The 22,498-nt window shown below is 34.2% G+C and carries 22 protein-coding genes; 5 read left to right on the top strand and 17 right to left on the bottom strand.

The annotated features are described in order from the left end of the window. Window positions 1–33: 33 nt before the first annotated feature. Entirely contained in the window at window positions 34–714 is a 681-nt protein-coding gene (locus LF886_RS09490) for a hypothetical protein (protein WP_236853870.1), read from the top strand. Between the two features lie 113 nt (window positions 715–827). On the opposite strand, the gene LF886_RS09485 is transcribed toward LF886_RS09490, so the two are convergent. From LF886_RS09485 to LF886_RS09470, 4 genes are all read right to left on the bottom strand, one after another. Further along, a complete protein-coding gene (locus LF886_RS09485; protein WP_236853869.1) occupies window positions 828–2,117 on the bottom strand; it encodes an alpha/beta fold hydrolase in 1,290 nt (429 codons plus the stop codon). Window positions 2,118–2,554: 437 nt separating this feature from the next. Further along, window positions 2,555–3,022 (bottom strand): MaoC family dehydratase, encoded by a 468-nt coding sequence (locus LF886_RS09480; protein ID WP_236853868.1) that lies wholly within the window; start codon window positions 3,020–3,022, stop codon window positions 2,555–2,557. A 292-nt stretch (window positions 3,023–3,314) separates the two neighbouring features. Then, complete coding sequence (locus LF886_RS09475; protein ID WP_103232247.1) at window positions 3,315–3,509, bottom strand: cold-shock protein; 195 nt, start codon at window positions 3,507–3,509, stop codon at window positions 3,315–3,317. Between the two features lie 86 nt (window positions 3,510–3,595). After that, on the bottom strand, window positions 3,596–4,330 hold the full coding sequence (locus LF886_RS09470) for a DEAD/DEAH box helicase (RefSeq protein WP_236853867.1): 735 nt from the start codon (window positions 4,328–4,330) through the stop codon (window positions 3,596–3,598). Window positions 4,331–4,806: 476 nt separating this feature from the next. On the opposite strand from LF886_RS09470, the gene LF886_RS09465 reads away from it, so the two are divergent. After that, entirely contained in the window at window positions 4,807–5,754 is a 948-nt protein-coding gene (locus LF886_RS09465) for a beta-1,6-N-acetylglucosaminyltransferase (RefSeq protein WP_236853866.1), read from the top strand. 115 nt (window positions 5,755–5,869) lie between these two features. Here LF886_RS09465 and LF886_RS09460 read toward each other — a convergent pair whose 3' ends face one another. After that, window positions 5,870–6,037 carry a hypothetical protein gene (locus LF886_RS09460; RefSeq protein ID WP_153816318.1) on the bottom strand — a complete coding sequence of 56 codons (168 nt, stop codon included), beginning with the start codon at window positions 6,035–6,037 and terminating at the stop codon, window positions 5,870–5,872. Window positions 6,038–6,280: 243 nt separating this feature from the next. Continuing rightward, on the bottom strand, window positions 6,281–6,448 hold the full coding sequence (locus LF886_RS09455) for a bacteriocin-like protein (RefSeq protein ID WP_236853865.1): 168 nt from the start codon (window positions 6,446–6,448) through the stop codon (window positions 6,281–6,283). Window positions 6,449–6,645: 197 nt separating this feature from the next. Between LF886_RS09455 and LF886_RS09450 the strand changes: the two genes are divergently transcribed. Then, window positions 6,646–6,810 carry a hypothetical protein gene (locus LF886_RS09450; protein ID WP_236853864.1) on the top strand — a complete coding sequence of 55 codons (165 nt, stop codon included), beginning with the start codon at window positions 6,646–6,648 and terminating at the stop codon, window positions 6,808–6,810. Window positions 6,811–6,849: 39 nt separating this feature from the next. Next, entirely contained in the window at window positions 6,850–7,059 is a 210-nt protein-coding gene (locus LF886_RS09445) for a hypothetical protein (RefSeq protein ID WP_236853863.1), read from the top strand. A gap of 825 nt (window positions 7,060–7,884) precedes the next feature. On the opposite strand, the gene LF886_RS09440 is transcribed toward LF886_RS09445, so the two are convergent. Together LF886_RS09440 and LF886_RS09435 are read right to left on the bottom strand one after the other, a co-directional pair. Further along, on the bottom strand, window positions 7,885–8,121 hold the full coding sequence (locus tag LF886_RS09440; RefSeq protein ID WP_236853862.1) for a hypothetical protein: 237 nt from the start codon (window positions 8,119–8,121) through the stop codon (window positions 7,885–7,887). Between the two features lie 169 nt (window positions 8,122–8,290). Further along, window positions 8,291–8,839, bottom strand: a complete 549-nt coding sequence (locus LF886_RS09435) for a hypothetical protein (RefSeq protein WP_236853861.1) — start codon at window positions 8,837–8,839, stop codon at window positions 8,291–8,293. Window positions 8,840–9,181: 342 nt separating this feature from the next. Between LF886_RS09435 and LF886_RS09430 the strand changes: the two genes are divergently transcribed. Then, window positions 9,182–9,427 (top strand): hypothetical protein, encoded by a 246-nt coding sequence (locus LF886_RS09430; RefSeq protein WP_236853860.1) that lies wholly within the window; start codon window positions 9,182–9,184, stop codon window positions 9,425–9,427. A 30-nt stretch (window positions 9,428–9,457) separates the two neighbouring features. On the opposite strand, the gene LF886_RS09425 is transcribed toward LF886_RS09430, so the two are convergent. From LF886_RS09425 to LF886_RS09385, 9 genes are all read right to left on the bottom strand, one after another. Further along, window positions 9,458–9,898: a lysozyme gene (locus tag LF886_RS09425; RefSeq protein WP_236853859.1), complete on the bottom strand. Its 441-nt coding sequence runs from the start codon at window positions 9,896–9,898 to the stop codon at window positions 9,458–9,460. Next, entirely contained in the window at window positions 9,895–10,464 is a 570-nt protein-coding gene (locus LF886_RS09420; protein WP_236853858.1) for a hypothetical protein, read from the bottom strand. The genes LF886_RS09425 and LF886_RS09420 overlap by 4 nt, the downstream gene beginning before the upstream one ends. A 42-nt stretch (window positions 10,465–10,506) precedes the next feature. Next, a complete protein-coding gene (locus LF886_RS09415) occupies window positions 10,507–11,823 on the bottom strand; it encodes an ATP-binding protein (RefSeq protein ID WP_236853857.1) in 1,317 nt (438 codons plus the stop codon). Between the two features lie 1,308 nt (window positions 11,824–13,131). Next, entirely contained in the window at window positions 13,132–13,869 is a 738-nt protein-coding gene (locus LF886_RS09410) for a hypothetical protein (protein WP_236853856.1), read from the bottom strand. Window positions 13,870–14,658: 789 nt separating this feature from the next. Continuing rightward, window positions 14,659–15,519, bottom strand: coding sequence for a hypothetical protein (locus tag LF886_RS09405; RefSeq protein ID WP_236853855.1), 861 nt, complete (start codon window positions 15,517–15,519; stop codon window positions 14,659–14,661). A 211-nt stretch (window positions 15,520–15,730) separates the two neighbouring features. Further along, the gene (locus LF886_RS09400) at window positions 15,731–16,591 is read right to left on the bottom strand and encodes a hypothetical protein (protein WP_236853854.1); all 861 of its coding nucleotides are present in this window, start codon (window positions 16,589–16,591) and stop codon (window positions 15,731–15,733) included. A gap of 466 nt (window positions 16,592–17,057) precedes the next feature. After that, the gene (locus LF886_RS09395; protein WP_236853853.1) at window positions 17,058–17,468 is read right to left on the bottom strand and encodes a 5-fold beta-flower protein; all 411 of its coding nucleotides are present in this window, start codon (window positions 17,466–17,468) and stop codon (window positions 17,058–17,060) included. Between the two features lie 149 nt (window positions 17,469–17,617). After that, complete coding sequence (locus LF886_RS09390; protein ID WP_236853852.1) at window positions 17,618–18,154, bottom strand: hypothetical protein; 537 nt, start codon at window positions 18,152–18,154, stop codon at window positions 17,618–17,620. Between the two features lie 3 nt (window positions 18,155–18,157). After that, window positions 18,158–22,189, bottom strand: coding sequence for a hypothetical protein (locus LF886_RS09385; RefSeq protein ID WP_236853851.1), 4,032 nt, complete (start codon window positions 22,187–22,189; stop codon window positions 18,158–18,160). Window positions 22,190–22,498: the final 309 nt, after the last annotated feature.

Genomic DNA, 22,498 nt, shown 5'->3' with positions numbered 1-22,498 from the left:
GTGGGAATTGTAGAACACTGTAACGCTTACAATATGAAAATAAAATTGAGCTATCTTTTTATTATACTCTATACCCTTGTAAGCGGTCAGGGAAAATCAATCATTAATGACCTGGAATTTTCTAACTATTCGGGGCAGCCAAAAAAAGTGACAGAGATCATCACGTTTTCACCTCAGAAGATTAATAAAAGTATTTCTTATTTTGACAAAGAGGGCTTTCTGACAAAAATTGAACGCTATAATGCAGCCACCATTGAATTTCCTGATAAAAGATTGATCGGTGACTTTCTTATCTACGATTCAAAGGATAAAGCTAAACGCCATTTCAAAAGCATTAATCCTGGAAATAAGAAGATAGAAACTACCGGTTATTTTGAAAAAATTTCCGATTCTCTGTATAAAAGAGTTTCAAATGCTACTGATCACAAGATGTCGCTTACCAAGTTGTTTTATTTCGACAAAAGTAACCGCCTTATAAAAACAGAAGAAACAGGAAATTTTTATGAAACCCCGATTAACAATACCATTTTGTACACTTATACCAATGCCATAAAAAGTGAAATGCTTCTTGAGGATATCATTCAGCAAAAAAAGTCTAAACTTATCTATAAAAATGTGAAGCTTGACACCAATTCAAACTCAATTTATGAGGAATTGATAGACGATAAGGGAATTGTACAACAAAAAATAGAAAGAGAATTTGAATATTATTAATTGAAAATTACTGTCAGCAAACTCTCTCCTCCCGGAAACTTACTGACTTTGAAGATACAAATGCTATAAAATAAAATCCCTTCGCCATATTTGGGAAGGGATTATTTCTAAACTTAACTGGTAAAAAAATCTACAACAGCTTTGTTGAAAATTCCGGGTATTTTTTCTGGTGCTTCGTGGTCACCTCCTTTAAAAATTAATAACTTACTGTTGGGGATTTTTTCGGCAATGAGTTTGGTGTGCTTTTCCTTTACAACATCGTGCTCACCAGCCATGATCAGGCTTGGTGATTTTATTTTCTCTAAAGAATTAGGGTCAATATGCGGTTCATTGATGAGCAGCATTTTCAACCGGTAATCCATATTGTTTTCTGCAATGCCACGCTCTTTCATGGCTTTCACCTGCTCTTTCAGCAGCACATTGATCTCTTTCTCCACAGAATTGTCATCATTGTATAAGACAGTGCCCATGATGGCCATTTTGTTCACCTTATCCGGATAATCTCTTGCGAGGATAACGGCAATATTTCCCCCGTCGCTCCATCCTAAAACATCTACTTTCTTTAATCCGAGTTGATCCAGAAATGCATTTACATCTTTAGCCATAAGCTCATAGGTCAAAGGCGTTTCGTCACCCGAAGATTTTCCCTGTCCACGGCTGTCCAGTGCTATCAACTGAAAACCTTTGGTAAGGGGATCGAATTGATTTCTGAAGGCTCCCATAGAAGAATTATTGCCATGCAGCAAAAGAACCGGTGTCCCGCTGCCGTATATTTCATAATAAAGCTTCACCCCATTCACCTCAGCATATTTTCCAATCTCAGCATTATTTCCAAGTGTTGGCTTTGTTTTCACATTCGAATTATCAATGTAAAGCGATTGCTTCCCTGAATAGAATTTTTCTGATGATATCGCCACTTTTACATGATCATCTTTTGGGAAATTTTTCCATTCTTTGAGATCTTCATTTTCAAAATCACTATTCTTCAGAGGTATTTCAATTTTGTTTTTGCCATCCAAAACATAGAGTTTCAAATCATCTATGAAATAGTTATCATTTCCGGCAAAAGCAAACCCTATTGTTAAAAATTTTGTATTTGAATCTATTTTTCCTTTCAATTCATAAGGGCTCCATTCATTTTTTTTGTAATACTCCCCTGCATCCTCATTATAAAAGGGTTGTTTTATCACCTTAGAATTGGCATCCACATTCCTTACAGCCAGAACCGTCCATGAGGAATTCGTCATATTATTCGTATACCATATTTTTGCCTCAAGCAAAAAATTTTTCCCTTTGTACTGCTCTACGGCTACGGGCTGGTAAAGTTCATAGAATTGCGCTTTTGCAAAGGTTACCAAAAGGAAAATGAAAACAGAAGCTATTTTAGTACGATATCCAAACATATTCTTTTAATTTTATTATATGAGCTGTCCTTAATGTAGATATGAAATTACCCTGATATAGAAAATCCGACTTTGTTTTATAGCCTTTCTATTCCAGACAAATATATAAATAAAACACCATATAGTGTCTTGTTTTTTTATTATTATTTTGGTGTAATTACAGGGGGTAAGATTAGAAATTAAGGGTTTAAGTTTCTCATTAGAAAATGAAGGAAAATTGATATACCAGCGCAGTACATTAGAACAAGACATTTCTAAAAATATAGTTTCACTTAATGTAAGGAGTGTATATGGTCTTACATTGTATACATTAAATACAATGTAGTATGAAAACCATTAAAGCAATTAAACCAGATCTAAAGTCTGATAAGTCTGACGGAACACCAGACAGAAGGAAAAGAGTAACGCCGGAAACGAAACCGAAATATATTTGAGGTTTAAGAGGCGTTGATAAAATGATAAAGGAAAACCACATCACCCGTATAGGCTGGCTTTATATGATCTTTGATTAATAGTTTGGCCTCAACAACAGCCTTTACAGTCCCCCGAAGGTTGATTACTGATTTTACAGTTGCCTGCAGTCTTACCTCACTATTTACCGGAACAGCTTCTCCAAATTTAAGGTTCTCTATTCCGTAGTTGATTTCCATTTTTACATTTCTAACATCTGCAATCTGCTTCCAGAGATAAGGAATCAAAGACAATGTTAAATAGCCATGAGCAATGGTAGATTTAAAAGGACCCTCTTTTTCTGCTCTTTCCTTATCAGTATGAATCCACTGATAATCTAAAGTTGCATCTGCAAATCTGTCGATCTGCGCCTGATCTATTTTATGCCAGGCAGAAGCTCCTATTATCTGACCCTCAAGAGCCTTATACTCATTAAAACTATTGATAATAATCATATTATTTTCTGAAGCTTTTGAGAAATTAGAATATATATAATTGCTATCATAATCACTGTAACAATTATATATCAAGTCTCATCTATTTAAATCCCTCAAAAACCTCTCACATATAGTAAGAGGCAATGAACATGATGAAAATAAAAACGAATCTCATTGACATCAATGTTCTTTCAAACCATATATCCAGATACTAAAGAGTACGGATTTTGAATTTGTAAAAAAATATAAAAATATGAGACTTGATATTATAAAGGATGTTACATTAACATACTTGTAATTGAAATCTAAATTATGCCAACTTTACGTTAACAGCATTTAAACCTTTATCACTTTTTTGTACATCAAAAACTACTTTATCATTCTCACGGATCACTCTTGTAGTTAATCCTGAAGAATGTACAAATATGTCCTTACTTCCATCTGCCGGAGTAATAAACCCGAAGCCTTTTGCTTCATTGAAAAATTTTACGGTGCCTTCTTGCATTGTAATTATTATTAAAAATTGTATATTTTATCTGTACACTTTACAGATTTTATTTATTAAAAATCCCTGACAGGTAGTAAGCCGTATCAGTTTTGAATATTTTTACGTTCTAAGCGCTTATCCACATTACACAATGAGATAGCGGTTACTTCTCCCGATGCCGTCAACCAGTAAATCCGTTTTTTTTTATTTTCTACAAAAAAGGGTGACTGCTTAGCAGGTTGTACTGTAGAAGAAACGGGGTTCACAATAACCTCTATGGGATTATTGAGGATCGTTTTGGCAATACTTTTTATACTTGCCGGCATTGTTTTAGAGAAAAATAAGGTTTGTCTTTTTGCGGAAATCAGTTTTAAAATCTTTTTTACATCATCTACAAATGCCTTATCAAGCATTCTGTCTGCCTCATCCAAAACAAATATTTCTATTTTAGAAAGATCAATATGTCTATGGCTAATCAAATCCAGCAGTCTTCCAGGTGTTGCCACCAAAATATCTACCCTTTTTCTAAGAGCAGCAAGCTGGCTCCCAATAGAAACACCTTCATAAATGGAAAGTAGAGACAATGGTAAATACTTACTGTAAATTCCAAGATTTTCTTCTATTTCTATCGCTAATTCTCGTGTTGGAGTAAGTATCAGAGTTCGTATTTCTTTATGTTCCGGGGTATGTCTTTTTAGCAACTGCAAAATAGGCATTGCAAAAGCAGCCGTTTTCCCCGAACCCGATTCGGCACACCCTACAATATCCCTTCCAGCTAAAATATGCGGAATTGCGGTATACTGTATTTCAGTAGGCTTAGAATATCCGGCTTCTGTCATTGCGCGGATAATTGGGTTGATTAAATTTAAATTTTTAAAACTCATTATAAATTCCGGTCTTCCGGTAGTTTGTAAGCAAATCTGATTATCAGAATTTGAGTTGGTGTATTGACAAACTAGTAAAGACTATTCCTTTTTTGTTTATCTTTTTTCTTGCTTTAGCTACAATAATGACCTTAATATATCATTGATAACCAGCAATAACATATCGCTTTTATCTACAATAGAACTTTATAATCTTTGATTTCTGCTGTTGAAACTGATTATAAATTGGTAGCTGAAAAAGCAAAACTGAAAGAAAAAATTGTGATTTTAAACTATTACAGAATAGCAAAGGCAGTGACCTGTTTTATAAATGTTTTGCAAAAATACAATAAAAAAAACGCATTTAATCGATTGATTATCAAAAATATATTCGTAGCTTTCGCACGTCAACCCTATTATTTGCTAATGCGGATGATTTTAAGATCCTAAATATGCAAACGCCTTCCCCCATAGCATACCCCTATCCCAAGACTTTAGGCTCCCCTACATCTCCACATGTAAGAATTGCTTATTTTATCATGGTACATCATAAGCCTGAGCTATTTAAAGAGATGTTTCAGAAGATCTATACAAGAGATCAGTTCTATCTTATCCATATTGATAGAAAAACTAAATCAAAAATTAGAGAAGAAATACAACTCTATATCATTCAGTTTCCTAATGTCTATATTCTAGACAGTCTGAATATCGTTTCCGGGGGATTCAGCATGGTTCAGGCAGAGCTTAATGCCATGGAGTTTCTCCTAAATGTAAGCCGGGAATGGGATTATTTTATTAACCTTAGTGGTGAAGACTATCCCCTTAAGTCACAAAATATTATCCGAGAATTTCTAACGATCAATAAAGGCCGAAATTATCTTTTTTATTATGATCAGAAATTTTACAGACCAGATACTCTTCAAAGAATACAAAATCATTTTACCGAGCTAGCTCATATGATCTCATCACTTATTTATAAAAGAGCATTTATGAAAGGAGTGACTCCTTATATCGGAGGAAAATGGTTTATTTTCACAAGAGAAACCTGCTCATTTTTAGCCAATAACCAAATGGTAATGGATTTTGAAGATTACTATTTTCATACTTTTTTACCTGCAGAATCATTTTTTCAAACCGTTCTGATGAATACGTCATTTAATGATATTATCATCAATGATGATAAAAGAGCCGTGCTTGAGAAATCGATCTTCCCCAATCAACAGAATACATTCAATTATATTAAGTCCCTAAAATCCAGTAATCAGCTTTTTATCAGAAAGATAAACAATAAGATTGATGAAAATATCCGAAAATATATCGAAGAAAGTTTTCTTTCTCCCCTACCAGACATAGATGAAATTGAAAGAGAATTGAAGAGGGATAATCTTCAAAATAACTGACTTTGATACACTATAATAGTAAGTTGGAAGGACTCCAACCTTCAACAGGCCAAAGCAGACTATAATACCGCTGCCCTATTCCAATAAAAAATCCCTCAAAATGAGGGATTGTATCTTATAAATCCGGACAAGCCATATGATTTTCATGAGGAAGACAAATACCTTCATTTCCCCAAGGAAGCGGACAGTGAAAATATCCTGGAGGACAATTGAACGGACCTCCTTTGCCTCCTCCATTAATACTCTTTAATTTCAATTTTGAAATTTTCTTTAAATTTTTCATGGTTTTGATTTTAGTTTAAGTCCAAATATAACAACTATTCCCCAATAAGAGATTTAACATAATAAAATAACTGTATGTTTTATCTGCATTAATAATATGTTATAAAAACACTTAAAAAAAAATTAAACTTTCTAGAAATTATTTAGTTGGAAGAGTTCGAACTTTCGACAAACGAAAATAGTCTGCAATACCACTGCCCTATTTCAATAAAAAATCCCTCAAAGTGAGGGATCTATTCTTATCTTAAACGATTGGAATGCAATAGCAATTACAAGCAGCATCTGATTCTGGTCCACAAATACCTGTAGCTTCACAAACCCATATGTATTGAGGTTTACAAATACCATCTCGGCCTCCGCCACCATTTACTTGTTTTAACTGATCTCTAGAAATTTTTTTGAAATTTTTCATGGTTTTGATTTTAGTTTAAGCCCAAATATAACAATTATTCCTCAATTAGAGATTTAACATAAAATAATTTTAGAATATGAAAAAAGATATTGGGGAATTTACGGATATAACTGTACTTATAAACCATAACAGACCCCAGCACGGAACTTGAAATGCTTATTATTTGTTTTTCTCATTTATTTTCACTATATTGATACATGAAAAAAATTGAAAATCAAGGTAGTATAACGCATGCAGGTAAAATGAACGAACGAACAAAAGCGCTAGAAGTTCTTGAAAAAGCCAAGCAAACACAAGGAAAAATCACCTTTCTAAGACAAGGAGCCGGAAGAAACTTTAAGCCCAAAAATGAGGAGTCTTAAATTATCTTCAAAGATTAGTATCTTTACTCCATGGAAAACATGGAAGAGGTAGAAGCGAAAATTCTAGAGAAAGTAAAAGAAGATCATAAAGTAAATGGCGGATCTAACGGGACGGATATAAATGAACTGGATAAACTAATAAATTTACCAATTCCCGAAAGAAATAAACTATTTGAAAAAATGGTAGCCGAGAAAAAGCTTGCCTATCTTGATCCGCTAAATGCCCGTAGAATTACCCTACCAAAATAAAACCCCTGCATTAACAGGGGGCATTTTTCGTGTGATAATAATTTATACTTTTGTCGCAAGCTAAAACTATGCAATACAAAGAAAAATTACATAGCTTTAGTTTGCGAACAGCTTTCTTAGCGAACAAACTCTAAACTTTGGAAATAAATCCGTAATTATTTCTGTCTTTATTATACTATTTGTGTTTGAATTTTATACGTATTAATAGAGAGTTTGGGCTTGTCAAAGGCATTATGCAGTCTAATCATAAATAATTTATAAAAAGGCGTCTAAAACTTGACGCCTTTTTCTTTTATATCTTTTATCATGTATTGAATGAAATTCTACAGCTCTATCGCATAGGATTGAAAGAACATTTCACTTCAAAAAGCAGTTTTTTCTTATATCCTGAAATTCAATTATTATTCTATTTTTAGAAGGATGGGTTGCTTCCTTGATGGTGCCTCGTAATTTCACGAAACAAAATTGTTGCAATTTTGAACAACAACAAAACAAATGATCATACAATTTGCAACAATTTAAATTTTACGGGATTTGGTAATAGTTTGAATGGTGTCTTTTACCGGACCTGAGAAAAAGCAAAAAAAATCCCCGGATCTCTCCGAGGATAAAAACTAATAACCATGAAAACTCAATTAAACATGAGCTTTATTTTTAAACTTTATAATTTTCACTGTAAAGAATTCCGACTTCTGTTTTATATACGACAAAGTAACCGACATGGTTTGTCATGCATCATTAAAATCAAAAAAACCTCCAGTATTGGACGTTGAATACATAAAATCCGAAATATAAATTAATCGAACAATTAAAGATACCAAATTATCAATTCACTAGCCAGTGATGTGGTAGGTGAATTTCTGTAGAACTATCTCTACAGAAAGCCGTCACCGGATCCTTTACCAGTAGCTTTAAAAAATCAATCGATTCATCAGGAAAGTCAAGCGCAGCACTGGGAAAAAGACCATAACCTCCGGCATGCAAACGCTCTTCTAAAGGCGTTAATGCTACAGGTTCTTTACTTTCCAACGTAAATAACTCTAAATTTCCGATCGTTTTCATATCGCAAAACCATGTACATTTTGAACCAAAACATAACAAAACGCTGTTAAATTTTCATGGGACAAAACAAAACCCTTTATATGACAGAACTTGACGCATTTAAAAGTTATCTACAAAAAAACCTCCCATAGATATTGGGAGGTTAAAAAACACAAATGATGAAATAAGTTTATTTAGCATAGAAAAATATACCTTCGTACGTCCATCCATTACCTCCTCCGCCTAATTCATTCCAATTAGTTGTATATAAATGTCCATGTTTTGAAGGTCTATAATACCTGTAAACTGGTGTCGCATCAGGACCATAAGCATATCCTATTAATTCTTTTTGCTGATAACCTAGTGCCGCAACGGCAGGAATATCATGGGCGAAAATTATTACATTATCTCCATTGCCTGGGTGAACCATGCTATAAAGTGGATCAATATGTCCTAAACCTGACTCTCCTGCTAAAATAAATGCCGTTCCTTCATCTCTCCATCCAAGCGCCGGAAATCCAGGCGGCAATTGATTAGGCGAACCATAGTAATGCTTCATCAAAGTATTGCTGTAATAACGCGTGATAACTCTTTCCCAAGTTTTGGAAGCTTCACCTCCTTTAACTAAAGTGGATTTATTGATATTTTTACTATCATTTTCTCCCTGAATCTCTGATTCTTCTCTTACGCATGATAACAATGTTAAAGCACAAGCTGAAGCGAAAAGTAATTTTTTCATAGTTATAATAATTTTTAGTTCGGCGCAATTATACGAAAATCATTATTATATATCCAAATATAGTGACTAATTAGCAATAAAAAATCCCCGGATCTCCGAGGATAAAACTAATAATCATGAAAACTCAATTTAACATGAGCTTTATTTTTAAACCTTATGATTTTTTATTGTAAAGAATTCTGACTTCTGTTTTATATACGACAAAATAGCCAACATGGTTTTTCATACTTCATTATAATAACCCGTATTTTCCCGGGTGCCTCTGTAGTAATAACTCTACGGGAATCCGTAAGAATTGAGTTTGGATTGTTTGTATATTCGATGTAAATAAAATTATTAACAATGAATTTAAAAGAAGTACAGGAATTGAAAAATTCAATTACAGAAATTAGAAATGATAAAAATTATAATCAAGGTTTAGAACACATAAAAAACCTTATTGGCTCAAACAATAAGGAACATCAAGAAATTACAGTTAAGCTGGCTACAGATTCATTTAAAGCCTTTGAAAACGGATTTAATGAAAAGATTGTCAGAATTGAGAATATGCTCACAGAGCTTGAAAATATGTTATCAAAAGAACAATAAAACTAATCCCCACTACCAGGTGGGGATTTTTTATTTCTCAAAAAACATATCTGCTTCCGCTTTTCTTCTTCGGATCAAACCATTTAAAGTTTTTCCACCAGCGGTAATATATTTCGTAGTGAACCAATTTCTGATCTCAGATTCTCCTGCTTTTTTATTGACTAAAGAAAACAAACCATCTGAGCCTCCGGTATTGTAGGTATGCGATACAAGGGCATCAAATTGATTTTGGGTAAGCCCCACTTTGATTTTATTGTACACTATTTTTTCATAGGTTGGTAAAACAGAGGAAAATAGTTCTGCTCCTTTTTCTTTGCTGATGGCAGGATCTGTCATGGTTACTTTCTTTCCACCCGGGTAATAGGTATTTCCGTATCCTATGGTAGGAATTCTTGCGGAATCGAGGTAAGGTTTGGAACTGAAACCTTCAAATGATAAAATCAGGTTAATTCCTTTTTGTGATGTTTTCATTTCTTAAAATATTTATAGGTGAAAAAGAGAAGTATTAACGTGATTCCCAAGATGGTAACAAAAATCCAGGCTGCAATTTCAAATCCACTCACTGTTACTTTTTTTGTTTCTTCAGTGACTTTCGAAGCTACTTCTTTGACGGCTTCTTTTGAAACTATTTTCTGAGCTGAATCCTGAATACTATTTGTAAACACTGATTTTTTAACTACTGATTTTTTACGATCAGCCTTTGTATAATGGGTATTGATTGTGTATTCTGCATTTCCCATGATGGAAATACTTTGAACAGTATCACTTCCTATAACATTATGATAAACAAAGGGATTGGATGTATCGGATTTTCCTGTAATCAACAGATCTCCGGATATTTCATTTTTCTTTTCCTGTACTACAGTATCAGCATATTCATTTTGAATTGATGTTGAGTGGTGTACGCTCAAAGAATCCGTTTTCACTTTTTCCGTTTCTTTTCTATCTTCTTTATAAGTGGTTGTCATTTTCTGCTTACTTCGGCAGCCCAATAGAAGACTGCTCAATAGAAGCAATAATAGAATATTTGTTTTCATCGGTTTTATTTTTAAAATTGAATGAGTTTACATCACCAATTCTTATGTAAATATTTTATCTTCTTTCACATATTCTTTTTTGATACTTTCTAACAGCATGTCTAAGCTTACTTTGTACCCAGATTCTTTTAATGCAATTGTTTTTAAACTTACATCTTGTATGACGTTCATAATATTAGAGCCGGTGAGTTCGTATCGTTTGGCGATGTGTTCCAGATTGATGTCTTCAAGCTGTAATTGTTTGGGTAAATTTTGCTGCCAGATACGCAGACGCTCTTCATGCTTTGGATTGTTGAATTGTATGCAGCTATGAAAGCGTCGCGTAAAGGCTTTATCCATATTATTTTTAAAGTTGGATGCCAGAATAATAAGCCCTGAAAATGTTTCTATCCGCTGTAACAAATAAGAAACTTCCTGATTGGCATATTTGTCGTGAGAATCTCTTACAGAGGTTCGTTTTCCGAAAATAGCATCTGCTTCATCAAAAAATAAAATCCAGTTTTTATTTTCAGCTTTGTCAAATAATTTCGATAATTGTTTTTCTGTTTCTCCGATATATTTTGAGACCAGCATGGAAACATCTACTCTGAAAATAGGTCGTTTGATATATTTTCCTAAAAGGCTGGCTGCAAGAGTTTTCCCGGTCCCCGGTTCTCCATAAAACAATACCCGGAAGCCCGGCTTAAGTTTTTTCTGCATGCCCCAGTCTTCCATAAGAATCCGGCTGCTGTTGTACCAGGCTTCAATACTCTGAAGTTCATGTAACGTGGCTTGAGGAAGGATCAGGTCTGTCCAGGATCTACCCGTGTTCAGCTGTTCTGCTGGAAAATCATTGCTCATTTTCGGCAATATTTCTGATCCAAAGATTATTGTATTAAAAGCTTCGTGGTGGATACTTATCTGGCTGTTCATTGAGGCATACTCGTGTGCTGAATTTGAAAAAACAATGAGTTCTTCTTTTATCAAAACTGAATCTGGACTCAAATAATCCAGTGCTTTCAATCGTTTTGAAATATTATCTCCACCCAGAACATATTGTATCGCTTGAACTGTAGGATAAAAGAGCCTGCCATTATCATTGGTTGAACAAAAGTCAAACAACATCGTATTGGGGAACTCCAGATAAATGCGTTTCAGCAATGATGGATCCAATCGTGGTAATAAAGCCATTAGAAGAATAACAACTTCCTGATGGACAAGCTCTTTCCCTGAAATATAGTCGCCTAATTGAAAGCCTTCATGGTCATTAGGTTTAAACTCAGGTGCTCCTATAGTAAAATCTTCTGAAGGATTATTGATACGCCATGTAATAACCTGTTCTAAATGAGTAAATAATTTTTGTATTTGTTTAGGCTCCATTGGTTTTTTAGTCTTTTATATTTTTGAAAGCATCCTTTAATAGGCTGCTAAAAAGAAAACCTCAACCGAAAAGTAGCTCACATTAGAGAGTCTTACCCAAACTGCCGCAGCAGTTCTTTATGGAAAGTTTCTCACTCATTGGAATTCCTACTTTTTAAAGAATTAATCCTACGTCTGAAAGAAAATTTTAGATTTAATAATCTATCGTTCTGCTTCATGGAAGAGATTCTTATGATCGCTCATTAGAAAATTCCAATATTTCAGTCGCAAAAGGCTTCCCATTATTGAGGATCTTACTCGATTGAGGGTATGTTTGTATGTTGATAAAATAGTGTGTACTCCATCTTTATTAAAGAGGTCTCCACTCTATTCTGAGGTTTGCTTTAATAAACCTCAACCGAAAAGTAGCTCACATTAGAGAGTCTTACCCAAACTGCCGCAGCAGTTCTTTGTGGAAAGTTTCTCACTCATTGGAATTCCTACTTTTTAAAGAATTAATCCTACGTCTGAAAGAAAATTTTAGATTTAATAATCTATCATTCTGCTTTATGGAGGAGATTCTTATGATCGCTCATTAGAAAATTCCAGTATTTCAGACGCAAAAGGCTTCCCATTATTGAGGATCTTACTCGATTGAGGGTATGTTTGTATGTTGATAAATAGCGTGTACTCCATCTTTATTAAAGAGGTCTCCACTCTATTCTGAGGTTTGCTTTAATAAACCTCAACCGAAAAGTAGCTCACATTAGAGAGTCTTACCCAAACTGCCGTAGCAGTTCTTTGTGGAAAGTTTCTCACTCATTGGAATTCCTACTTTTTAAAGAATTAATCCTACGTCTGAAAGAAAATTTTAGATTTAATAATCTATCATTCTGCTTTATGGAGGAGATTCTTATGATCGCTCATTAGAAAATTCCAGTATTTCAGACGCAAAAGGCTTCCCATTATTGAGGATCTTACTCGATTGAGGGTATGTTTGTATGTTGATAAATAGCGTGTACTCCATCTTTATTAAAGAGATTTCCACTCTATTCTGAGGTTTGCTTTAATAAACCTCAACCGAAAAGTAGCTCACATTAGAGAGTCTTACCCAAACTGCCGCAGCGGTTCTTTGTGGAAAGTTTCTCACTCATTGGAATTCCTACTTTTTAAAGAATAAATCCTACGTCTGAAAGAAAATTTTAGATTTAATAATCTATCGTTCTGCTTCATGGAGGAGATTCTTATGATCGCTCATTAGAAAATTCCAGTATTCCAGACGCAAAAGGCTTCCCATTATTGAGGATCTTACTCGGTTGAGGGGATGTATTAATCAATAATATAATTGATCACATCAGTATCGTCTCGTCCTAAAATAATTTTTATATTAACGGGAGCCGATCTATATTTTTTTCCATTCACATTAATTTCCAAAAGCACTTGAATAAGAGAAAATGGTTTTCTATGATGAACTGAATATCTAAATGAACCAGGTCTGTTGAAGGTGCCTGATGGATAAAATTCTTTTAAACTCGCATTGGGCCTGAAATAGTTAATAGGATTAATATCGATCACCATTTCATTAGACGTTACAGGATATTCGGACTGTCTACCTAAAGATTTTGCATCTAATGGGCGTTCCTTGTAATAACCAGCCTCTTTAAAACGACCACTTTGAAGCCTTTTTTTCTGCTTGTATCGTTTGATGATAATCTGAGGCTGGTATTTATCAATATCTAAGTCGTTTGATAATTTTATATTGAGTAATTTATATTTTACATTACCACTTAAAACATGCTTATATTTATCGATCTTCGGTGTTCCTGTCCCATCATCTTCAATGTTTAGATGTCCTCTTCCTGATTTCTGGATATTTTCAGCTACATAGAAATGATAGTTTTTCCCTTTCCAATTTCCTGATGCCTTCACCTCCAGTCCGAAATTAAACTCATTTAAATGGACATAATTATCTATGAATTGACCAAATTGACTTTGTGTTGGATATTTACCTGTTTCAAAATAGGTTTTCAACTCCTCTCTTTGGGTAAATTTATTGTTTTCTTCCATGATTATTTTAATTTTCTTTAGTGCTTATGTTCTTCGTGTAATTGGCTTTCTGGATTCAATTATTATCTATTATTTACAGTGCAAAATTCCTCTTTTTTTTGGTCTAATAAAAGTTTTTCGACCTCTCTATCCTGTAGTTGCAGTAACTCTTATTTTTTAATAATCAGACGATTATATACTCTATTACAAAAATTACCCTTCATTATTTCTAACAAAGTTTTTGTTTTCCGCTTGCACGAAATGTGTTATTTATTCTTGAAAAAAATAGATCTGATTAGCCTTTATTCTGCTTCCTGGGTGAATTCCTGATTTTTGCACATCAGAATGTTTTAAGATTTCAGGGGCAAAGGGCTTTCTATTATTGAAAATCTTACTCGATTGAGAGTGTATTTTAGTAATGGGTAATGTCGTTGATTACATCTTCCCGTCCTGCGATCCTACATCATTTTATAGTAATAGGATACGGTTTGTATTTTGTTACCTGATAGCAATTGCTATTGGTGTTATGATTTACAGTTCAAAATTAATCACTTTTTTGTTCTTATCAAAGTTTTTTGCCCTTCCTATCCTGTAGTTGCAGTAGCTCTTATTTTCTTAATAATCAAATAATTGGTCAATTGGTTTTAAATTTTCACCCCTTTATTTTTTGTAATCTATTTTGGTGAATTTTTAAAATATTTAATTCTCTCTTAGTTTTGCTTTATAACGATTCCACGTTCCCTAAAGTTTCTTTGGAAAGACTTATGAGTTTTTAAAATGTTGGTTCTTCCTCAAATATTTTCAGTTTGATTATTTTCCAATGACAGCATAATTACATTCTATTCTTACATTTCTGATTTCCTTTATTTCGCCCCCGCTAACACTTTGATTGCTTTGCCCTGCCTCGAAATAGGCTGTTGTTAAAAGTTTGTTATGATCTGCATCATAGACTTTACATTCTATGGACTGATTAATTCCCTGAAGGTCTGCTCTGAGATATAGATACAAAGAATCCCATGCATCATAATGATCGGTAACAATATCTTTATCAGTATATTCACTGCTCCAGTAATTTCCTTGTAGGGTGTATTGAACAGGTACCTGAGTTTTATTAATAAACTTAATATTTGTGTTGACAACATTTAATTTCTGCCCTGCATCCACCCCGCTTATATGTACATTTCCCCTTTTCCCCTTCAGCGTTCCAAACACAAACCCCTCAGGAATCTTAGGCAATGTATTACCAAACAACCGGTTAACTGCGTAATCATCTATTTGTATCATCATAGAATAGTATTCAGTCCCCCCTAACCCTTCTGTTGGGAGTTCTTTTGCTTTAATGACATATGGTCCATTCCCAAATAAGTAGTATTTTTTATCATTGTAAGGATTATCATCTATTGTAATCACCTGATCTTCTTTATCTGCTGAACTTATAGTGAACAGAAATTTTTTACCTTGAATATTATATGCATAATAAGCTATACTTGCATTATTCATCAATACCCCATTCAAACCATTGGCAATGATTACCGCCTCTTTATTAGTAAGAATATCTCCTTTAAGTTTCAAAGAATCTATCAGATCTGAAAATTGATTTTGTGTCGGATATTTACCTGTTTCAAAATAGGTTTTTAGCTTGTCTCTCGTAGTTAAATTATCTTTTTCCATACTATTTTAATATTTTTTACAGCTTATGTTATAGACATATTGCTTTTTGGGTCCAATTATTATTTATGATGTAAAGTCCGAAATTCATCTTTTATTTATTGCTGTAACCGCTTTTCGAGCTTTCCGTTCTGTAGTTGCAATAATCCTTATTTTTTCAGAAATGGTGTACAGTTTTAAGATGTTGATTCTTGCCCAAATGTCTTCAGCTTGATTATTTTTCATTTTTAGAATAATTACATTCGATTCTTATATTTCTGAGTCCTTCCATTAACTGCTCTCCACCCCAAAAGTCACTACTTGACCCTGCATGTAATAAAGCTGTTGCTAAAAGATTGTTGTTATCTGCATTATAGACCTCACAGTTTATAGACTTATTACTTGCTTGAAGATCAGCACTATAATAAAAAGACAGATAATCCACTACATCATAATGATCGGTAACAGTGTCTTCATTCCTAAATCTGTCATTCCAGATGCCTGTCGCTATTCTATATTGGATAGGTATTTCTGTGTTATTAATAAACTTAACAATTGTATTTACGACCATTACTTTCTTTCCAAAATTCTGTTTGTAAATTTGTATGGGTATCCTTTTACCATCCAGTATTCCGAGCTCAAAACCATCAGGAATTGTATTCAGATTATTTCCGAAGAGTCTATTAATCGTATAGGTCTGGTGGAATTGATAACCCAAATTATAATATTCGGTTTCTTTCAATTCTCCTCCTGAAAATTCTTTTGTTTTAATGGTGTAAGGTGCACTTCCTAATAAGAACTGCTTTACCACGACATTGTCAGTTTCTTTTATTGTAATCACCTGATCATCCTCACCCTGTGAGCTTATAACAATTGGAAATTTTAAATTTCCGACACCATTTGTATTATAATAAATAAATGCATTATCAATTCTTGCCAAGCTATTGGCAAGGATTGCCATTTCTCTATTGGTCAGTACATCTTCTTTATGTTTTAAGGAATCTATCAAATCTGAAAATTGACCTTGTGTCGGATGTTTACCGGTTTCAAAATAGGTTTTTAACTTGTTTCTGGTGGTTACTTTATTTTCTTCCATAATTTTTTTCTATTCTTACTACTTATATCATGAGTATAATTGCTCTTTTGAAGCTTATTGCTATTGATGATCTAAAGTTCAAAATTCATCATTTTTTCATTCCTGTGAAAGTTTTTGGAGCTCTCTATTCTGTAGTTGCAGTACCCTTTATCTTTTAAGAATCAGATGATTGGTGACTTAATTTCTAAGCCCAAAATTCATCTTTTTTTTATTCCTGTGAAAGTTTTTGGAGCCCTCTATTCTGTAGTTGCAGTAACCCTATTTTTCAGAATAATTATAGACCGCTGGGTTTTGTCTGTTTGAGTATTTTTCGTCTAATAAAACCAGGTAAAAGTACATAGAAAACCTGTTTAAAGATCATCCACTGTATATTTATCATTAAAAAAGGCTTGGATTATAAAATCCAAGCCTTTTTATTTTAACTTATAGGTCCAGCGAGATTATTTCTTCTTCGCAGCGCTGATGATCAATTAAATTTAAAAAAGAAATAGACTACTGCTGCCCATTCTTTTCTAACTCCTCTGGCATAGCCAATAGTACTGTGACTGCTGTTTTCTACCGTTCCATCGTCTTTGATATACCCAATGGTGGAATGGCTGCTGTTTTCTACTGTCCCGTTGCTTTTTATGTACCCCACCGTAGAACGGCTGCTGTTTTCTATGGTGCCGTCACTTTTGATATAGCCAATGGTACTGTGACTTTTGTTTTCAATAGTTCCGTCACCTTTAATATACCCCACTGTAGAATGACTGCTGTTTTCTATAGCACCATCACTCTTGATATACCCTGTAGTACTGTGACTTCCGGATTCTATGGTTTGGGCGCTTATAATAGAAAGACTAAAAAGGAGGGAGCAAATGAGTAGTATTTTTTTCATGGTTATAATATTTTAATGGGTTATTGGTTTGATTTATATATTGTAAAGTTACAAGCAAAATTCTATATCTTTATCACAGTGTAGTGCGTTTTATAGAAATAAAAAATCGAAGCTTCTAAAAAATAGAAACTTCGATTTATGATGTATTTTTATTTATCTTTTAAATACTCTTCCAAACTCCATTCATCAGTGGGCTCTAGATAACGCTCTACTTTTATCGGTGTACCCAAATTATGTATACGTAAACCATTATCTTCATCACCTCCATAAAACTTCCATTTGCGCGTATCTGGCTCAACACCCATTTTTGCTATTATTTTTAAACTCTGGTCTATTTCTGCCACTAAAAAAGAATTTGTTAGCTTTTTTGTATTAGCGCTTGGATTAGGAATAGAAACATAACATGCCCATACTGTATTGTATTTTTCATTATTATATTCGCTTATCTTAAATAAATGACGAGGATTAATAGGTTCTTCAAACTCTTTTACTTCTTCATAAAATCTATCAGAAAAAGGAGGTGAATCATGCTCCCTCATTAACGAAGGCATCGTATCTGATACATATTCATTTAATTCTCGTGCAATTTTATTATAATCATCAAGCTTTTCTTTATACCCTTCATAATATATAGCTTTTTTCTCTTTTTCTATAATTTCAGTCAAAAAAATCTTAATTTCTTCCATAGATTAAATATTAAATAATTTGTTTAGCCACTCATCAGGCCCCTGTGTTTTGGCAGCAAGAGGTCTTCCATGTCGAACTTTATCTAAATACATATAAGCTTCATATTCGACTTTTTCACAACGTCTTGGAAGCTGTTGCATTCTCTGCAATTTTAGACGTGTTGCTCTTTTTTCTTTGTCAGTCATACCTGTATGTACAGCTTTTAATGTTTCTATCAACGGATCTTCCTCTAATACTTGATAAGTAGAAGCTACTGTTAAGTCAAAAGTAACAAATTTATCTTTATGCTCATGCATTTTTTCTATAATTGCTTGTTGTAAGGTATCTTCTGCATCAGCCATAGTCTGTTTATTAAACTCATCCGAAGTTAAAATTAGATTCAATCCTTTCTTATAGCCTGAACCCAAAAACTGATCGCCAATAATGTGAGCTGAATTTAACAGCAAACCATAGTTATATTTTCCTAATTTTCCTGCAGGTATTGTGAGACCACGAGAACCTACTTTTTTCAAGACAAGGTTTTTACCTTTATTTATATGATTTACAGTTCGTTTACTCATATCTTCTAAACCAATTGTAATGGTAAAGTCTTGTTGTCCATATTCATGAGCCTCTTTATCAAAATAATAAGTTACACTTACTTTGTGAGTTCCAATAGCTTCTAATCTTACTTGTTTTGGCTCAAACTCTTTATGCTCGCCTCCATCATTATCAAAAATATCTCTTAATTGATAGGTATCTCCAAAGTTTTGGATCATTAGACCTAATCTTTGCATTTTAGCTTGAGCTTTATCTATTTCAGTTTGGTTTCCTGAAGCCTCTGCTTTTTCTAATTCTTTTTCTGTACGACCGACTATATCCTTTAATCTAATTAATTGATGTTTAATAAGTTCTGACTTACCATTATAAGCACTTGAAGCCGGGTATCTTTCAACTTGTTCTTTTCCTCTATTTAGTTTTGTGGAAAGTTTCGCTTTCTTACTTTCCATGTAAACCTCATTATCCTCAAAAGTTAATGTGTGAGATTTTCCAGACATAGAAAAAGACTCAGAGCCAATGTAATTTTTATCTTTCTTATCTTTTTTATTCTTATCATTTTTCTCCTTCTTATCATTCTTGCCTCCAACACCAATTTTACCAAGCAATCCTTTAGCTTTGCTCTTAACAAAAGTCCAGAACTTCGTAATAGCCTTCACAATACGCTCTCGTATTTTTCGAATCACGCCAACCACTTTATCTGCCAATCCTCCAATGCCAAGCAATGAAGCTAAAAAGCCAATTAATACAGGGATTGCTCTTCCCAATGCATTTTCTATTGATTTGGCTACTGCGCCTACATTTCCGCTGGCAATTGCTTTTATACTATCGGTAAAGGCTTTTACCAGTTCCATAATTTGTGCTGCTCTCTGGATGAAGAATTTTACCACATCTATAATGGCCATTGCGGCTTTTATAAATGCTCCTACTGGAGTCAATAATCCCATAATCCATTTAATACCAGCTTGAATTACCTGCGTTTGGACAATATCCATTATGGTATCCATTATTGTTTCTTTCAGGTCGGCAAATTGGTCTTTCAAATGTTCCCAAAGTCCGGCAACACCGTCTTTACGAACGATCTGCACCATTTCAAAACCGGTTTCCAGAACTTTCATTACAGGCTCTCCTACGACTTTAGAACCGATAGCTCTAATACCATCCCATGTTAAACCAAGCACTTGCGTGGTAATGGAGAATATTCCTTTTAAAGAGAATACATCTTCCGGCATCTTTAAAGAAATACCTTTCATAGCTCCTGTCAGCCATCCGAAGAAACCTGTTTTAAGGTGGGTCCAAATATTGGTTCCGAAATTGGTAAATCCTTGCGAAACTCCGGCAATAAGATTTTTGAAAAACCCTATCGGATCCATGATGATAGCCTGAATAGCGCTGATAACACCGGACAATAAATTGACAAGCGTATTTTTAATTTCAATAATAACAGCAAATACACTGGTTTTAAGCGCATCAAGAGCTTGATTAACCCATCCACTGTTTTGTGTTTTTAAATCTGCAATTCTGTTATCAATACTTGTTATATTGTCTGCATATTTTTTAGCCAATACATCAATTAATGCATCTTTTTTACTGTTTACGCTTTCTTCCAATGCATTGAATTTGCTTTGGATCTCTGCAATTGCCTCTTTTCCTATTTTTCTTAAACTTGGCGACAAACTGTTGACATAAGTCTGTACATCTTTTTTACCTCTGGCAATTCTGGTTTTGGCTGCATTAAGTTGAGTGGTAACATGGGTTGCGATTTGGTCAATAAATTTATCCATGACTTTAATGTATAAGTCCTTACCACTGTCAAAAAATTTGTTGACTTCTTCAGGTAAGCCGGTAGCCTTGTCCCATAACCATTTCCCAGCCGCAACCAAAGCGCCATATTTTGCATACGCATCTCCATAACGTTTCTTTTTATAAGCCTTCATTTCTTTATCAACATGAGCTTCAAATGCTTTTTTAGCTTCTTTGCTGCCATTATCAAATTTTTCTGCCACCGACTTATCGAGATTATTTAAAATACCGTCGACTTCGGTTTTGGAAGTAAGATAAATACCATTAATATGATCGGCTATTTCTTTTCGTTTTTGACTGTCTTTACCTGAGGTTTGTTTTTGTTCACCATGTACGTTACCTAGTCCGCCTTTTCTCGCACCATGCATGCCACTAATATGATGCGCAGCTTGTGTTTGTGCATCATTACGGGTTTTAGACAGCTCCTTATTTTCGTTGGTTCTAAACTGTTGAGTTGCTTCAACACTTTGGGTTTTGGCTTTATTCTTTTGGGCCAAAGCATCCGTAAATGTAGGCTCATTAGATTTTGCCAACATCGTATCGGTAACTCCATTGGCTTTCATTTCGCTGTCAATACTTGCCGTCTGCTCCTTAATAGGTTGCTCTACGCTTGCTGCATTTCTTTTCACAGGCATCGCATTCGCTACATTTGGTGTTCCCGGAGCTGCACCTACATTTTGTGTCGGCATTTTTGCAACGGCACGAACAGGCTGTGCAGAGGTATTAGGTTGTGCAGCGGTTGCAGAAGCAATATCATTAGAGGCTACATTCTTCTCTTTTTTAACATCACCTACTGCCTTTTGATTGACTTCCTGTATATTGTTGTGTTTCTCAAATTCATCTGCTTGCTCTTCATTTTTCGGAAGCTTGATGCTGTGTATTTTTTCACTTAGCAAAGCTTTGAAATCTTCTTTCTTGAACAGCCCCGGTTTCTGCTCGTCCATGGTGTTCACTTGACTTGCTTGCGCCATACTCTGACGTTCGTTGGCAGGTGATGGTGCAGCAGCTTGCGCATCATTTGTCGATTTGCTTGATGGTTCGTGTTGTTTCTGCAGCTTAGCTGTATTATTTATTTTTCCGCTTAATGCTGTAAACGCAGGATTACTGTTAGCATCTGCTGACGTGACAACCTCGGTATCAATCACTTGTGCTTTGTCAGGGTTTACTTCCTGAGACTGATCTGCACTGGCAACATTTGCTTTATTTGGTATCCCTTTTTTCTCTGAAGGTTTTACTGCCGGATTTGTTTCATCAATTTTTTTACTTTGCTGATGAACCATAGCCTGCTCTTCCAACGTTTTTGAAGGAGTTCCGGATTTAACATCATTATAATTCTGTGACTGGCCGGTACTCAAGGTTGCTATATATCCTTTTTCCATCTTCTTGGTCTCAGGATGATTGATATCTCCCGTTTCCGCCAAGCTCTGCTGATGCTTTTTATACATTATTTCAGCACCTTGATCGTAAATGGTCTTCGAGCCATGAACTGATGGTATAGTGCCATTCAGTTTCATTTTATTGCTATCCTGGTTTTCAAGCCCAGCATTAGCGACTGATGTTTCAGGGGTTTGTATTTGTGTATTAACAACTTCCACCAATGGCAGGGGTATAACTATAGGTTTTTTAGCCTTTTGGTTTTTATGTTGGTTTTGGTGGGCTTTATTGTCTTTTTCTACAGGTTTTGCTGCTTTCATTGACTTGGTTTTTAATTACATATTATTTTAAAAGGTATATAAAGCACAACTTATATTGTTGTGCTTTATACCTACCTGTTGAAGTGAAAAATCTAACCGGATATGGTAGATCTTTTTTAAAGAATTTGAGTAATTAGAAGTGGTTATTCAACTTGGCGATGAGAAACAGGTACTGCTGAGCCACTTATATTTTTTCTCTTGTTTATTTGAGTTTTCATGGTTTTTCAATTTCAAAATTCATTCTTTTTTGGGAGAATCAATTGCTTTTTAGACGATAGATTCTGTAGTTGCAGTAAGGAATTCTCCCTG

It is taken from the genome of Chryseobacterium sp. MEBOG07 (genome assembly GCF_021869745.1).
Classification (GTDB): domain Bacteria; phylum Bacteroidota; class Bacteroidia; order Flavobacteriales; family Weeksellaceae; genus Chryseobacterium; species Chryseobacterium viscerum.
Note: the sequence above shows the minus strand (reverse complement) of the source record. Positions and strands in the feature narration are given on the sequence as shown.

Excerpts from the sequence above, each read along its gene's own strand:
- LF886_RS09395 (WP_236853853.1), bottom strand. The coding sequence starts at position 17,468 with ATGAAAAAAATACTACTCATTTGCTCCCTCCTTTTTAGTCTTTCTATT.
- LF886_RS09420 (WP_236853858.1), bottom strand. The coding sequence starts at position 10,464 with ATGAAAACAAATATTCTATTATTGCTTCTATTGAGCAGTCTTCTATTG.
- LF886_RS09415 (WP_236853857.1), bottom strand. The coding sequence starts at position 11,823 with ATGGAGCCTAAACAAATACAAAAATTATTTACTCATTTAGAACAGGTT.
- LF886_RS09455 (WP_236853865.1), bottom strand. The coding sequence starts at position 6,448 with ATGAAAAATTTCAAAAAAATTTCTAGAGATCAGTTAAAACAAGTAAAT.
- LF886_RS09410 (WP_236853856.1), bottom strand. The coding sequence starts at position 13,869 with ATGGAAGAAAACAATAAATTTACCCAAAGAGAGGAGTTGAAAACCTAT.
- LF886_RS09440 (WP_236853862.1), bottom strand. The coding sequence starts at position 8,121 with ATGAAAACGATCGGAAATTTAGAGTTATTTACGTTGGAAAGTAAAGAA.
- LF886_RS09450 (WP_236853864.1), top strand. The coding sequence starts at position 6,646 with ATGAAAAAAATTGAAAATCAAGGTAGTATAACGCATGCAGGTAAAATG.
- LF886_RS09490 (WP_236853870.1), top strand. The coding sequence starts at position 34 with ATGAAAATAAAATTGAGCTATCTTTTTATTATACTCTATACCCTTGTA.
- LF886_RS09425 (WP_236853859.1), bottom strand. The coding sequence starts at position 9,898 with ATGAAAACATCACAAAAAGGAATTAACCTGATTTTATCATTTGAAGGT.
- LF886_RS09485 (WP_236853869.1), bottom strand. The coding sequence starts at position 2,117 with ATGTTTGGATATCGTACTAAAATAGCTTCTGTTTTCATTTTCCTTTTG.
- LF886_RS09445 (WP_236853863.1), top strand. The coding sequence starts at position 6,850 with ATGGAAGAGGTAGAAGCGAAAATTCTAGAGAAAGTAAAAGAAGATCAT.
- LF886_RS09480 (WP_236853868.1), bottom strand. The coding sequence starts at position 3,022 with ATGATTATTATCAATAGTTTTAATGAGTATAAGGCTCTTGAGGGTCAG.
- LF886_RS09400 (WP_236853854.1), bottom strand. The coding sequence starts at position 16,591 with ATGGAAGAAAATAAAGTAACCACCAGAAACAAGTTAAAAACCTATTTT.
- LF886_RS09390 (WP_236853852.1), bottom strand. The coding sequence starts at position 18,154 with ATGGAAGAAATTAAGATTTTTTTGACTGAAATTATAGAAAAAGAGAAA.
- LF886_RS09385 (WP_236853851.1), bottom strand. The coding sequence starts at position 22,189 with ATGAAAGCAGCAAAACCTGTAGAAAAAGACAATAAAGCCCACCAAAAC.
- LF886_RS09435 (WP_236853861.1), bottom strand. The coding sequence starts at position 8,839 with ATGAAAAAATTACTTTTCGCTTCAGCTTGTGCTTTAACATTGTTATCA.
- LF886_RS09405 (WP_236853855.1), bottom strand. The coding sequence starts at position 15,519 with ATGGAAAAAGATAATTTAACTACGAGAGACAAGCTAAAAACCTATTTT.
- LF886_RS09430 (WP_236853860.1), top strand. The coding sequence starts at position 9,182 with ATGAATTTAAAAGAAGTACAGGAATTGAAAAATTCAATTACAGAAATT.
- LF886_RS09475 (WP_103232247.1), bottom strand. The coding sequence starts at position 3,509 with ATGCAAGAAGGCACCGTAAAATTTTTCAATGAAGCAAAAGGCTTCGGG.
- LF886_RS09470 (WP_236853867.1), bottom strand. The coding sequence starts at position 4,330 with ATGACAGAAGCCGGATATTCTAAGCCTACTGAAATACAGTATACCGCA.
- LF886_RS09465 (WP_236853866.1), top strand. The coding sequence starts at position 4,807 with ATGCAAACGCCTTCCCCCATAGCATACCCCTATCCCAAGACTTTAGGC.
- LF886_RS09460 (WP_153816318.1), bottom strand. The coding sequence starts at position 6,037 with ATGAAAAATTTAAAGAAAATTTCAAAATTGAAATTAAAGAGTATTAAT.